The sequence below is a fragment of the Marvinbryantia formatexigens DSM 14469 genome (assembly GCF_025148285.1).
Lineage (GTDB): Bacteria > Bacillota > Clostridia > Lachnospirales > Lachnospiraceae > Marvinbryantia > Marvinbryantia formatexigens.
The window spans coordinates 3,547,847-3,560,367 of record NZ_CP102268.1 but is presented as its reverse complement, the minus strand read 5'-3'; the positions used below and the strand labels follow the sequence as shown (position 1 = coordinate 3,560,367).

The 12,521-nt window shown below is 52.7% G+C and carries 13 protein-coding genes, 1 tRNA gene and 1 riboswitch; of the genes, 3 read left to right on the top strand and 11 right to left on the bottom strand.

Annotated elements, in window-relative coordinates:
• Positions 1-212 precede the first annotated feature (212 nt).
• The 10 genes from NQ534_RS16525 to NQ534_RS16480 all read right to left on the bottom strand — a co-directional run bounded on the left by NQ534_RS16525 (position 213) and on the right by NQ534_RS16480 (position 6,375).
• A tRNA-Ser gene (locus NQ534_RS16525) sits at positions 213-298 on the bottom strand.
• Positions 299-385: 87 nt separating this feature from the next.
• A complete protein-coding gene (ispD, locus tag NQ534_RS16520) occupies positions 386-1,120 on the bottom strand; it encodes a 2-C-methyl-D-erythritol 4-phosphate cytidylyltransferase (protein ID WP_006863353.1) in 735 nt (244 codons plus the stop codon).
• 1 nt (position 1,121) lies between these two features.
• Positions 1,122-2,150, bottom strand: a complete 1,029-nt coding sequence (gene tsaD / locus NQ534_RS16515) for a tRNA (adenosine(37)-N6)-threonylcarbamoyltransferase complex transferase subunit TsaD (protein ID WP_006863354.1) — start codon at positions 2,148-2,150, stop codon at positions 1,122-1,124.
• Between the two features lie 11 nt (positions 2,151-2,161).
• Positions 2,162-3,073, bottom strand: coding sequence for a ribonuclease Z (locus NQ534_RS16510; protein ID WP_006863355.1), 912 nt, complete (start codon positions 3,071-3,073; stop codon positions 2,162-2,164).
• Between the two features lie 3 nt (positions 3,074-3,076).
• A complete protein-coding gene (locus NQ534_RS16505; protein ID WP_006863356.1) occupies positions 3,077-3,301 on the bottom strand; it encodes a hypothetical protein in 225 nt (74 codons plus the stop codon).
• Positions 3,302-3,394: 93 nt separating this feature from the next.
• Positions 3,395-3,829, bottom strand: coding sequence for a ribosomal protein S18-alanine N-acetyltransferase (gene rimI, locus NQ534_RS16500; protein ID WP_006863357.1), 435 nt, complete (start codon positions 3,827-3,829; stop codon positions 3,395-3,397).
• The gene (gene tsaB, locus NQ534_RS16495; protein WP_006863358.1) at positions 3,822-4,538 is read right to left on the bottom strand and encodes a tRNA (adenosine(37)-N6)-threonylcarbamoyltransferase complex dimerization subunit type 1 TsaB; all 717 of its coding nucleotides are present in this window, start codon (positions 4,536-4,538) and stop codon (positions 3,822-3,824) included. The genes rimI and tsaB overlap by 8 nt, the downstream gene beginning before the upstream one ends.
• Positions 4,519-4,956 (bottom strand): tRNA (adenosine(37)-N6)-threonylcarbamoyltransferase complex ATPase subunit type 1 TsaE, encoded by a 438-nt coding sequence (tsaE, locus tag NQ534_RS16490; RefSeq protein ID WP_006863359.1) that lies wholly within the window; start codon positions 4,954-4,956, stop codon positions 4,519-4,521. Before tsaE ends, tsaB begins: the two co-directional genes overlap by 20 nt.
• A 3-nt stretch (positions 4,957-4,959) precedes the next feature.
• Positions 4,960-5,460 carry a YcxB family protein gene (locus tag NQ534_RS16485; RefSeq protein ID WP_006863360.1) on the bottom strand — a complete coding sequence of 167 codons (501 nt, stop codon included), beginning with the start codon at positions 5,458-5,460 and terminating at the stop codon, positions 4,960-4,962.
• Positions 5,461-5,742: 282 nt separating this feature from the next.
• Complete coding sequence (locus NQ534_RS16480) at positions 5,743-6,375, bottom strand: ECF transporter S component (protein ID WP_040784521.1); 633 nt, start codon at positions 6,373-6,375, stop codon at positions 5,743-5,745.
• Between the two features lie 163 nt (positions 6,376-6,538).
• Positions 6,539-6,656, bottom strand: a riboswitch (FMN riboswitch).
• A gap of 296 nt (positions 6,657-6,952) precedes the next feature.
• Here NQ534_RS16480 and NQ534_RS16475 point away from each other — a divergent pair.
• From NQ534_RS16475 to NQ534_RS16465, 3 genes are all read left to right on the top strand, one after another.
• Positions 6,953-7,291, top strand: coding sequence for a hypothetical protein (locus NQ534_RS16475; RefSeq protein WP_040784523.1), 339 nt, complete (start codon positions 6,953-6,955; stop codon positions 7,289-7,291).
• Between the two features lie 181 nt (positions 7,292-7,472).
• The gene (locus NQ534_RS16470; RefSeq protein WP_040784560.1) at positions 7,473-8,693 is read left to right on the top strand and encodes a vWA domain-containing protein; all 1,221 of its coding nucleotides are present in this window, start codon (positions 7,473-7,475) and stop codon (positions 8,691-8,693) included.
• A 95-nt stretch (positions 8,694-8,788) separates the two neighbouring features.
• The gene (locus NQ534_RS16465) at positions 8,789-10,297 is read left to right on the top strand and encodes an ATP-binding protein (RefSeq protein ID WP_006863365.1); all 1,509 of its coding nucleotides are present in this window, start codon (positions 8,789-8,791) and stop codon (positions 10,295-10,297) included.
• 55 nt (positions 10,298-10,352) lie between these two features.
• On the opposite strand, the gene NQ534_RS16460 is transcribed toward NQ534_RS16465, so the two are convergent.
• Positions 10,353-12,503 carry a Tex family protein gene (locus NQ534_RS16460; RefSeq protein WP_040784527.1) on the bottom strand — a complete coding sequence of 717 codons (2,151 nt, stop codon included), beginning with the start codon at positions 12,501-12,503 and terminating at the stop codon, positions 10,353-10,355.
• Positions 12,504-12,521 lie beyond the last annotated feature (18 nt).

Below are 12,521 nucleotides of genomic sequence, written 5' to 3'. Positions count from 1 at the left end.
AAATAAATGAAAATAGTTGCGAAAATGCAGAAATGAAAGTTATGTTTTTAAGAAAATTTACCTATAAATACTATCGTATTATTTTTATAATCACACCCGCGAGCTTCCCCCTTTCGAAAAAAAAAAAATAGTTATCAAGAGTTATCAAAAAATCGCAAAAGAAAAAGCCTCGAAAATGCTTATTTTTCAACACTTTCCAGACTTACAATCAACGGAGAGAGTGGGATTCGAACCCACGCGCCCTTTCGGACAAACGGTTTTCAAGACCGCCTCGTTATGACCACTTCGATATCTCTCCATACAGTTTCTTGTCCGCATTTCTAACGAGCTACCGAAATGCAAAAGTAATTCTAGCACTGTTGCGTCTGTATGTCAACAGAAATTTTCATTTTTTTCTATTTTTTTCTGCACGCAGCAGAAGCACCAGACTTCCGGCTACCGCCAGGTCCTCCGGCGTGGTGATTTTGATGTTAGAATAGGAACCCTCCACCAGCTTCACCTTACAGTCTGTCATACGCTCAACGACCATTGCGTCATCTGTAACTGTGCCTTCCATTCCTTTTTGGAGCGCTTCCATCAGAAGCTCATAGCTTCCCCGTATCAGAGAATAAGAAAACACCTGGGGCGTCTGAACCTGCCACAGCGCAGAGCGGTCGGGCGTCTGTATGCCAAAGCCCGCTTCATCACAGATTTTAATCGTATCCTTCACCGGCATTCCTACAACACACGCCTGGTGTATAAGAACCGCCTCTCTTGCGCGCTCTAATATCTCCTGCGTGAGGAACGGCCGCGCCCCGTCATGGATATATACATACGAACAGTCCTCCTGTATCGCCAGAAGCCCGTTGTATACCGAATGGTACCTTTCCTTTCCGCCCGCAACAATCCGGCGCACCTTCCGGAAGCCGTATTTTTCCACGATCTGTTCACGGCAGTATGCCATATCCGCTTCCCCGGCAACCAGTATCACCTCATCAATAAACGGACACTCTTCAAACGCCTGGAGGGAATACCAGATTACCGGCATTCCCTCTATCATCAGATACTGCTTCGCCATTTTGCTGTGCATTCTTTTTCCCTGTCCCGCCGACAGCACAACTGCCACATTTTTTTCTTTCATGTTATCGTTCTCCAAGCTTCAGATTCGGAACGGCATTCAGATCGAGACCGCTGCGCGTCCCGTTTATATATTCGTAGTAAGCCGCAGCGCCAATCATCGCCGCATTATCCGTGCACAGAATAGGCGACGGGTAATAGAACCGGATATGATTCTGCTCACACGCCTGCCGCATGGATTCCCGCAGCGCGGAATTTGACGCTACCCCGCCCGCGATCGCCAGCTTGTCAAAACCATATTCTTTTACCGCCATCATAGCGTGCTCCGTCAGCACCTCCACTACCGCCTTCTGGAAGGAAGCGGCCACATCCGCCTGCGAGACGGTCTCTCCCCGCATCCGGCAGCCGTTCAGATAATTCAGCACCGCAGACTTCAGCCCGCTGAAGCTGAAATCATAGGGAGCGTCCGCAACATGTGCCCGCGGGAACGGAATTGCGTCTGCATTCCCCTCCTTCGCCAGCTTATCAATCTTCGGTCCGCCCGGATAACCGAGCCCGATTGCCCGCGCCACCTTATCAAACGCCTCCCCGGCGGCGTCATCGCGCGTTCTTCCGAGGATACGGTATTTTCCATAATCCTCCACGATCACAAGATGCGTGTGTCCGCCCGATACCACCAGACACGGAAACGGCGGCTCCAGATCCCTGTTTTCAATATAATTGGCAGAAATATGCCCTTCGATGTGATGTACGCCCACCAGCGGCAGATTTCTGGCGTAGCTGATTGCCTTTGCCTCCGCCACGCCCACCAGGAGCGCGCCGACAAGACCCGGTCCGTATGTTACGCCGACCGCGTCCACATCGTCCAGCGTGACCTGCGCACTTCTGAGCGCTTCCTCAATCACCTGGTTTATCTTCTCTATATGCTTCCGGGAGGCAATTTCCGGCACAACACCCCCGTAAAGCTTATGCAGCTCAATCTGCGACGATATGATATTCGACAGTACCTCCCTGCCGTTTTTTACCACTGCCGCCGCCGTCTCGTCACAGGAGCTTTCTATGGCAAGTATAAGAATATCCTTTTCTGCTTTCATGAAACCTACCTCTACTCTTCCGCAAACAGCAGTTCCGCTGTTTTTCCGTCTTTTCCCGCATATGTGTCCGGAAATATTTTCCGCGCCGTCTCCAGATACTCCTCCGGTCTGGCAAGCGACGGGCTGTAATGCGTCAGCCACATTTCCTTCACCTTCGCCTCTTTTGCAAGATTCGCCGCCTCTTTAAATGTCATGTGCTTATATTCCTGCGCCTTCTGCTCCTTGCCCGGTTCCCCGTACATGCCCTCGCAGATAAACAAGTCGGCTCCGGCGGCGTTGCGGACGATGGATTTTGTCGGACGCGTATCCGTACAATAAGCGACCTTCAGCCCTTTCCTGCTTTTCCCAAGCACCATATCCGGCGTATAAGTCCTGCCATCCTCCGTCAGCGTTTCCCCCTTCTGCAGCCGGTTCCAGAATTTCATCGGTATCTCCTGCGCCTTCGCGCGCTCCACATCAAATTTCCCCGCCCGGTCAACCTCCACACAGTATCCGTAGCAGAGCACGTTATGGTTCACGCGGTAGGCTGTAACCCGGCAGCCGAGAACCTCAAAGGATTCCTCCGCGCTTTGTATCTCCTTAAATATCAGCGGGAACGGCAGCTCCGGCGCAATCACGCGCAGCGCATTCACCACCCGCTCCAGCCCTCTCGGTCCGATGAGCGTAAGCGGCTCTGTCCGCTCCGCATTTCCCATACTGAGCAAAAGCCCCGGCAGCCCGCTGATGTGGTCGCCGTGATAATGCGTAAAGCAGATGACATCTATCGGCTTAAAGCTCCAGCCCTTTTCCCTGATCGCAATCTGTGTTCCCTCTCCGCAGTCAATCAGAAGACTGCTTCCATTATACCGCACCATCAGCGAGGTCAGCCAGCGGTACGGCAGCGGCATCATCCCGCCGCAGCCAAGCAGGCACACATCCAGCATATTTTACAACATCTCCTTCTGCTCCGTCTCCGCAGCCGGAATCTGAAACCGGCGTGTCAGCGCATCACAGCACGCTTCGCACAAATCAAATTCCTGCACGGTTCCGTCTTTTTTTGAAAAATACCCCCATGATTTTTTTACCGTTATAAAATCCTCCACAGGGATATCCTGCTCCTGTTTTATTTTTTTGCCGCACATATTGCAGCGGATTTCTTTTTCGCTTCTCATCTGTCATCCTCCCCTGACTTTTCAGACCTTCCGTCTGATCTTCTCAGAAGAATTATAGCGGATAACGCGCCGGTTTCCCATAGTAAAATGCTGTCAGCGCTTCCACATAATAACGGCGTCCTCCGCCGGCTTTTCATAAAAATTCCTGCGGATACCGCAGCTTGTAAAGCCGAGCTTTTCATACAGCGCAATCGCGCCCGCATTACTGCGCCGCACCTCCAGCGTATACGCCCGGATGCCCCGCTGCGCTCCTCTTCTGATGAGCTCTGTCAGCATGGTCTCCGCGACCTTCCGGCGCCTGCACTCTTCCTTTACCGCCACATTGGTGATATCCGCCTCATCGAAGGACTGCAAAAGCCCGCAGTAGCCGGCAGGCTCCCCGTCCAGCCACGCCATTAAATACAGTGTATCCTTCGACTGCAGAGAGGCGGCAAACCCCTTTTCTGACCACGGCTGCGAAAAAATCGTTTTTTCTATTGCGGCGACTGTCGCCAGATTTTCCGGCTGCATTTCCGTTATTTCAATCATGCGCAGCTTCCGCCTTTTTCTGCGCGCGCTCCCGTTCCGCCTGCGACAGGCGCAGATAATCCGGACGGTGCTCTGCCGCCGTCTGCAGCCTTCCCTGCCGCGCATAGACCAGTCCGAGCGCCGCCACAGCACCCGCGCGCTGCTTATTCAGATGCGCCGGCGCATAACAGTGATCTGCCGTCACGCATTGCTCCAGAAGGTCACGATACACCGGAACGCCGTCTCCCAGAAAAATTACCGGGCGCCCCAGCCGGTTCAGCTTTCCGGCAAGCTCTTCCACGCCGATTGCCATCTGTCCCTCCAGCGTCTGCAGCTCCTGACCGGAAAACGTGTAGATTCCCGTATATACCTGGCTCCTGCGCGCGTCCATCAGCGGGCAGACGATTTTATCCGTCCCCCAGAGATTGTAGGCGAGCGCCTCCACCGTCGGCACGGCGACAAGCGGCAGCGAAAGTGCCAGCCCCAGCCCCTTTGCCGTCGCCGAACCAATCCGCAGCCCGGTGAACGAACCGGGACCCGCCGCGACCGCAATCGCGTCCAGCGTCTTTAAATCCAGCTCCGTCATGCGGGCAATTTCGTCCAGCATCGGAAGCAGCGTCTGCGAATGCGTTTTTTTATAGTTCACGGTGTACTCTGCCAGCAGGTTGTCCTCCTCTACGACTGCCACGGAAGCCACCAGCCCCGAACTGTCAATTCCCAGAATTTTCATATGCTACCTCGATTCTCCGATAATCAAATCCTTTTTCCGGATTTTTTTCTATCCGTATCCAGATTGTATTTTCCGGCATCAGCTCTTCTATCAGATCTGCCCATTCCACCAGGCAGACACCCTCCCCGAAGAAATAGTCCTCGTATCCGATTTCGTCCATCTCTTCGGGCTCTGCAATGCGGTAAACATCGAAATGGTACAGCGGCATTCTGCCCTCACCATATATCTGTACGATAGTGAAGGTGGGACTGCTGACCGGCTCGCAGATACCAAGCCCTGCCGCCACTCCTTTTGTAAACACCGTCTTTCCTGTTCCGAGGTCGCCGGTCAGCGCAAAAATCTGCCCCGGCTGCGCCTGCTCCCCAAGCTTTCTGCCCGCCGCAAAGGTTTCCTCTCTGCTCCAAGTTTCCAATATCATCTTTTACTCTCCAACCTTAATCTGCTCTGCTTTTACATGCTTCTTTATCAGTCCCGCAACCGCGGCAAGCTGATTTCCCATACATTCCTTCGGAAGAATGGAGCAGTAACGCTTTCCCGTGTACAGCAGCAGACTGTATTTTGTTTCTCTTACCTTCAGAACCTGCTCCCAGCCAATGTGCGCCTCATTCCCATCCTGCGCGCTGGTGATTCCCTCATCGTTTATCACATAAGCCAGAGGCTTCTGGAATACCGGGTTTAGCTTCGCCTGCTTTGCCGCGCGGAAATACAGCAGAACCGGCTGCAGCGGGAGCAGATATACCGTAAACAGCAGATACACCGCTGTCATGGACGCCGAAACTTTCCCAAATGTAGCCACGGCAAGTATCAGCGTGCCGATGCCGAACAGGATGCCAAATATCCCAGAAAAACTGTGATACGTGTGATAAAGCTGAAAATCAAATACGATTTTCGGTGTCATTTTTACTTCAAATTCTGCGCTCATTTATAATACCTCAACGAATCCGAGTCCTCTCTGCCGCGGAAGGCGACGCCCTCCATAACCTGCAGGACCTGCCACCGGCAGCTCCTTCCGGATACATGGCAACAGAAAAACAGCATGTTATAACACGTAGCATTATAACACACTGTTTTCGCTCTTACAACCTTGTTTTGAACTCTCCGGCTGCCCGTAAACTGCAGACAACTGCAGTGTTACTGTTCAAGCGTCAGCCATACAGTCCGCAGACCGCCTGCTTCTGTGAACGTAATAAACAGCAGCCTTCCATTACATTGTCTGCCCTTTGAGCACCGGACTGATATACTTGTACAGAAGCAGCGTGATCACGGATACCAGAACACCCTTTATGATATTAAAGGGCGCCACCGCCAGAACCACGAAGGTTCCCAGACCGGTAATCGCCGGATTCACCGCCGTTCCCATTTCTATCAGCGCATCGATCGGCATACCGAACGCCTGGCTGTATGCCGGAAGCAGAACGTATGCGTTGATAAAGCAGCCCGCCACCGTCATGAACAGGGTTCCCACAGCCATGCCGATAATAGCGTTCTTTCTGCTCTTTTTTCTTTTATAAATAATTCCCGCCGGAACCACCAGCGCGCAGCCGATGATGAAATTGGCGATATCTCCCACAAACGCCGTGCTTGTGCCCTTTATCACCAGCTTCAGCAGATTCTTGACCAGCTCAATCAGTGCACCCGCCACCGGACCCAGCGCAAAGGTTCCTATCATCACCGGAACCTCGCTCAGATCAATCTCGTAGAAGCTCGGCGCAAACCAGAGCGGGAATTCAAACAGCTGCAGAATCATTGCCACTGCCCCCAGCATTGCGATTACCACCATGTTACGGATGTTGCTCTTTGCAGCGGATGCCGCTGCCACATTTGTGTTACTGCTCATTCTTCTTCCTCTCCTTTTCTTTGTTGCTTCTTGCATGATTTGGAAAGCTTCGAAAAATGTTTCAACACTAAAAAACATCCACCGGACGTTTTTTCGTATGCATAGCAACAGAAAAACCCCGAATCCTGGGATTCGGGGTAAATTGCGCACAGCAAAAACTCTGTTCCATCTTCTCTCATCCAGACTGTACTGTCGGTATTGGAATTACACCAATTCAGCCGCCGAAGCGGGTCGCGGACTATACCGCCGGTAGGGAATTTCACCCTGCCCCGAAGATTTCCTCATCAATTACTCGTATTATAAGCCTTTATAAGGCTATTTTCAAGAGGTTTTTGAAATATTTTTCACAAATTTACGAGTCCTTTTTTGTGAAACATGCACATATCTCTTTATAATTATTTTGTGCCTTTCTGACTATTGTTTTTTCTCTCTTTAGACTTCCACATCGTCAACAGAGCTTTCGTCCAGTATAAACCATACAGACCACAGACCGCCTGCCACATTTTCCTGCGGTCTTTACAGCCGGGTGCAAAGTATGATACCATCAGATTACCAAACAACTATGGGAGTGATGGTCATGCCTGCATCAACAGAAGAGCTTTTTCTTTCCACCCGGCAGGAGCCTCTGAAATTAAAGCTTGCCCTGGAGGGCTTTTTTGCGACGGAATCCGCTGAGTGGAAGGAGCGCTATGGCGCGTATCTGAAAAAGCGTCTGCGCCCGGCGCTTGCCGCTCTGACCAGGGCAAATGATATCGAAAAGCTGGAAACGCTCGTAAATCTTGGCTGGCTGGATAGCGCCGCCCTCGACGCCGCCATTCGCATAGCCTCTGACGAGAAAACAACCGAGGTTCTGATATATCTGCTGACGGTAAAGGATGAGCGTTTTGGCTTTCACGACAGGACATATGAACTGTGAGCTGCCCCTGGCGGCCGTATCTCTTCCCGCCACATCCCAGCCATATTTTTAATATTCCCGGCAAAGTGCATACTTTATCGCCGCTAAAAGGCGCGGCACAAAAATGCGCCTTGCACCCGCAAAAAAGACGCTGCGCAAAAACAAAGCATACTTTACACCCGCAGAAAGGCGGTCTGAAACCATGAATAAGGAATCACCCAAAAATATCATCCAGATTTGCAGCGATATCTGGGAGCTGACGCAGAACAGGCTTGCCGCCCGCTTTCCGTTCCTTCGCGGGATGCTCCTTGACTTTTCTTTTCAGCCGCAATATGAGGAATCTCTCCCCGGAACAGACGGGGAAACGATATTTTATCCTCCGGCTTATGTGATAAAAGCTTTTCAGCGCGATCCGGAGAATCTGGAATATACGCTTCTGCACATGCTGTTCCACTGCCTGTATCTGCATCCGTTCCAGAATGCGGACGGCGCCGGCAGCGACTGGCAGGAAAACTGCGATATCACAGTCGCCCGGATGCTGGCGCGCGCCGGTTTTCCCGCCGCAGATGCACAGACCTCGCCACATCCATCCGGACCAGTGCTGGCGCGCGCATGTGATTTTTCCTCCGCAGACGCACAGGCTTTGCTCCACGCGGACAGTCACGCTTTCTGGCGCGGCAGCGGGACGGCTGCGCGCCTTGCACAAATTGAAAACACCTGGAAAGCAATCGGGCAGAATCACGGCTTTGGCATCAGCGGCGCCGCCGGCTCAGTCGGAAGCAGCGCCGGGAAAGAGAGCGAGCCGCTTTCCGTACAGGAGGTGCAGCACCGCCGTTTCCGCCGCTATCTGAAGCGTTTTGCCGTCCCGCAGGAGGAAATGCACACCGACACAGAGAGCTTTGACTACATTCCATACATGTACGGTCTTCAGCGCTATCAGAATATGCCGCTGATTGAACATCTGGAGTACCGGGAGTGCCGCCGTCTCCGGGAGCTCGTAATCGCAATCGACACCTCCGCCTCCTGCACCGCGGACACCATCCGGAAATTTCTGGAGGAGACCTATGATATTCTGAGCGACGAAGAAAACTTTTCCGGTAAAATGAATGTCTACCTTCTTCAGTGCGACTGCGAGGTGCAGAGCGCGGTACACATCGGCTGCGAAAAGGAATGGCGGGATTACCTGCAGACACTTTCCATTCACGGACGCGGAGGCACCGATTTCCGTCCGGTCTTTTCCTATGTGGAAAAACTGCGCAGCCAGAAGCTTTTAAAAGACCTGAAGGGTCTGCTTTATTTTACGGACGGGGACGGCATCTATCCCACAAAACAAACTGATTACGAGACCGCCTTTATTTTTCTGGACGAAAAGGAAAACCACCAGCAGGTTCCCGGATGGGCAGCCACCTTCCGTCTTACCTGATAATGGTTTCAAAGGGAAAGGAATTAGCGATAATTGTGAACACAAAAAAGAAATAAGCGATAATTGCGAACATAAAAAAGGAATGAGCGATAATTATGAACATAAAAGAAGCAAAGACTGAAATTACCAACACCATCCGCGCCTATACCCGGAAGGATGCGCAGGGAAGATACTGCATTTCCACGCTTCACCAGCGTCCCGTGCTGCTGATAGGACCGCCCGGCATCGGAAAAACCGCCATCATGCGGCAGATTGCCCGCGAATGCCGGATCGGGCTGGTCGCCTATACCATCACGCATCACACGCGGCAGAGCGCAATCGGGCTGCCGGTCGTGGTCCAGAAAATGTACCAGGGACAGGAATATTCCGTCACGGAATACACAATGAGCGAAATCATCGCTTCCGTGTACGACTGTATGGAAAAAACAGGCTGCACGGAAGGGATTCTGTTTATCGACGAGATTAACTGCGTTTCCGAAACGCTTGCCCCCACAATGCTGCAGTTTCTGCAGTGCAAAACCTTCGGAACGCACGCAATTCCGGAGGGCTGGATTATCGTCGCTGCCGGAAATCCGCCGGAGTACAACAAATCCGTGCGGGAATTTGACATTGTAACGCTCGACCGCGTAAAGCGCATTGATGTCACTGCCGATTTTACCGTCTGGAAGGAATACGCCTATGAGCGCCGGCTCCATCCGTGCATTCTCTCCTACCTCAGCCTGAAGCCGGAGCATTTTTATTCCGTCCACAGTTCTGCCGCAGAAAATCATTTTGTGACTGCCCGCGGCTGGGAAGATCTGTCAGAAATCCTCTGCAGCTACGAAGCCATGAAAATCCCGGTGCTGGAATCTTTGTTTCTGCAGTATCTGCAGGAGCCGGAAATTGCCCGCGATTTTTCCATGTATTACCAGCTTTATGAGAAATACCGGCAGGATTACAGCATCCCGGAGCTGCTCGCCGGAGAACTGCCCGCCACCGTCCGCCAGGAAAAAACAGCGGTTGCAAAATCCGCCCAAATGGATGAACGCATTCTGATTCTTCAGCTTCTGCTCTGCGGCTGGAACAATTATTTTGCAGAATATTGCAGCACGACGGATTATACAGACGGACTTTACCAGACGCTGCTTCATCTGAAAAATTTCTTTGCATCCGGCGGCTCCCCGGAAGATTTTCTTACGCGGCAGAAAAAGGCGCTGAAAGTAAAGCAGGAAAGCGGTATGCTCTCCGGGGAGGAGGAAACGCGCGAGATCCGGATTATAAAAACACTGGAGGAATATATCCTGGAAGCAGCAAAACGCCGTCTGAAGGATAATGAAGAAATATACGAAATGATAAAAACACTGTTTTCCCGCGAAACGGATGCGCGCAGGGCTCTCATCGACCGGACCCTGCAGGCATTGTCAAACGGCTTCTCTTTCGCCGCGGAGGCTTTCGGCGACGGTCCGGAAATGACGCTTCTGGTAAACGACCTTTCGCAGAATCCGTCCGCCATACGTTTTCTTACCGCCCACCGCTGTCCGGAATATCTGAAATACAGCAAAAACCTGCTGTTTCACCGGAAACAGCAGGAGCTCTTAGAAGAAATCAAGGCACTGACGCAGTAATACAGTCTGCCCGTTCTGCAGCCTTATATCTCCCTTGCCGGATACGCCTGCTGTGCTATATCTTCATTGTAAGCTGGATGCGCTTACGACCGATGTCCACGCTGAGGACTTTTACCTCCACGATGTCGCCGACGCTGACCGCCTCCAGCGGATGCTTAATGAATTTTTTGTCGGTAATCTGTGAAATGTGGACAAGCCCGTCCTGATGAACGCCGATATCCACAAAAACACCGAAATCAATGACATTGCGCACAGTGCCTCTGAGAATCATGCCGGGCTTTAAATCCTTCATATCCAGTACATCTGTGCGCAGGATCGGCTTTGGCATTTCGTCACGCGGGTCGCGCGCCGGCTTTTCCAGCTCGCGGACGATATCGCGAAGGGTAATCTCACCAATGCCCAGCTTTTCCGAAAGCTTTTTGTAATCCTTCACTTTTTTGGAGAGCCCGCCAAGTCTCCTGGCGGCGACATCCTCCAGAGAATAGCCGAGGCTTTCCAGAAGCTGCTGCGCCGCCGGATACGTCTCCGGGTGGACGCTGGTGCCGTCCAGCGGATTCGTCCCGCCTGTGATGCGCAAAAAGCCCGCGCACTGCTCGTACGCCTTCGGTCCGAGCTTCGCCACCTTTAAAAGCTGTTTCCGGTCCGTAAATCTGCCGTTTTCCTCGCGGTACGCCACGATGTTTTTCGCGATAGTCTTTGTGATTCCGGAAACATACTCCAGCAGAGAGGCGGAGGCGGTATTCAGGTCCACGCCCACCTTATTTACACAGTCCTCAACGACGCCTTCCAGCGTCTCACCGAGCTTTTTCTGGTTCATATCATGCTGGTACTGTCCGACGCCGATGGATTTCGGGTCAATCTTCACCAGCTCCGCCAGCGGATCCTGCACGCGCCGGGCGATAGACGCCGCGCTGCGCTGTCCGACATCAAAATTCGGGAACTCCTCCGTCGCCAGCTTACTTGCAGAGTAAACAGAAGCTCCCGCCTCGTTTGTTATCACATATTGTACCGGCACCGGCAGCTCCTTCAGCAGCTCCACGATAATCTGCTCGGATTCCCGCGAAGCCGTACCGTTCCCAAGGGAAATCAGCGTAATATGGTATTTGCTGATCAAACGCTTCAGCGTATCCTTCGCTGCGCGGATTTTCTGCTCATTTGTCGGCGCGGTCGGATAGATTACCGTTGTGTCGAGCACCTTTCCGGTCGCGTCCACCACGGCGAGCTTGCAGCCGGTGCGGAACGCCGGATCCCAGCCCAGCACTACCTGTCCGGCGATCGGCGGCTGCATCAGAAGCTGCGCAAGGTTCTTTCCGAACACAGAAATCGCCCCGTCCTCCGCTTTTTCCGTAAGCGCACTGCGCACCTCCCGCTCAATCGCCGGCGCAATCAGACGCCGGTAGCTGTCTGCGATCGTCTCCCGCAGCACCGGCGACGTTACCGGGTTGTCCCGGATAATCACCTTCTTCTCCAGAAAACGCAGAATATTTTCCTCCGGCGCCTCCAGCTTCACGCTGAGAATCTTTTCCTTTTCGCCGCGGTTGATGGCAAGAATGCGGTGCCCGGCAAGCTTTTGTACCGGCTCCGCAAACTGATAGTACATCTCATAGACCGATTCCACGCTCTCATCCTTTGCCGACGCCGTCAGCATCCCCTCTTTTTCCGTCATTTCGCGGATGCGGATGCGGTAGGCGGCCTCATCGGAGATATTCTCCGCAATGATATCCATCGCGCCCTGCACCGCTTCCTCTGCGGTATTGACGTCCTTTTCCGGATTGATATAGGGCTGCGCCTCCTGCTGAAGCGTCCTGTTCGTACGCTGCAGCAGCAAAACATCCGCCAGACCCTCCAGACCCTTTTCCTTTGCGATCGTCGCGCGCGTGCGCCGTTTCGGGCGGTACGGACGGTATAGATCATCCACCACCACCAGCGTTTCCGCCGCCAGAATCTGCTTCTTTAATTCCTCCGTAAGCTTTCCCTGCTCCTCAATGCCAGAGAGAACCTGTTCCTTTTTCTCCTCCAGATTGCGCAGATAGGTAAGGCGTTCATATAATTTCCGGAGCTGCTCGTCATCCAGCATACCGGTCGCCTCTTTCCGGTAACGGGCAATAAATGGAATGGTATTTCCCTCGTCAATCAGCTTCACCGCCGCTTCCGTCTGCCAGAGGGCAACGCCCAGCTCTTCCGCAAGTTTTTTATTAATATCCATATTCCTCTCCTGTTTCAA

Coding starts and splice junctions, on each gene's coding strand:
- ispD (WP_006863353.1), bottom strand. CDS start 1,120: ATGAAAGAAAAAAATGTGGCAGTTGTGCTGTCGGCGGGACAGGGAAAA.
- tsaD (WP_006863354.1), bottom strand. CDS start 2,150: ATGAAAGCAGAAAAGGATATTCTTATACTTGCCATAGAAAGCTCCTGT.
- NQ534_RS16510 (WP_006863355.1), bottom strand. CDS start 3,073: ATGCTGGATGTGTGCCTGCTTGGCTGCGGCGGGATGATGCCGCTGCCG.
- NQ534_RS16505 (WP_006863356.1), bottom strand. CDS start 3,301: ATGAGAAGCGAAAAAGAAATCCGCTGCAATATGTGCGGCAAAAAAATA.
- rimI (WP_006863357.1), bottom strand. CDS start 3,829: ATGATTGAAATAACGGAAATGCAGCCGGAAAATCTGGCGACAGTCGCC.
- tsaB (WP_006863358.1), bottom strand. CDS start 4,538: ATGAAAATTCTGGGAATTGACAGTTCGGGGCTGGTGGCTTCCGTGGCA.
- tsaE (WP_006863359.1), bottom strand. CDS start 4,956: ATGATATTGGAAACTTGGAGCAGAGAGGAAACCTTTGCGGCGGGCAGA.
- NQ534_RS16485 (WP_006863360.1), bottom strand. CDS start 5,460: ATGAGCGCAGAATTTGAAGTAAAAATGACACCGAAAATCGTATTTGAT.
- NQ534_RS16480 (WP_040784521.1), bottom strand. CDS start 6,375: ATGAGCAGTAACACAAATGTGGCAGCGGCATCCGCTGCAAAGAGCAAC.
- NQ534_RS16475 (WP_040784523.1), top strand. CDS start 6,953: ATGCCTGCATCAACAGAAGAGCTTTTTCTTTCCACCCGGCAGGAGCCT.
- NQ534_RS16470 (WP_040784560.1), top strand. CDS start 7,473: ATGAATAAGGAATCACCCAAAAATATCATCCAGATTTGCAGCGATATC.
- NQ534_RS16465 (WP_006863365.1), top strand. CDS start 8,789: ATGAACATAAAAGAAGCAAAGACTGAAATTACCAACACCATCCGCGCC.
- NQ534_RS16460 (WP_040784527.1), bottom strand. CDS start 12,503: ATGGATATTAATAAAAAACTTGCGGAAGAGCTGGGCGTTGCCCTCTGG.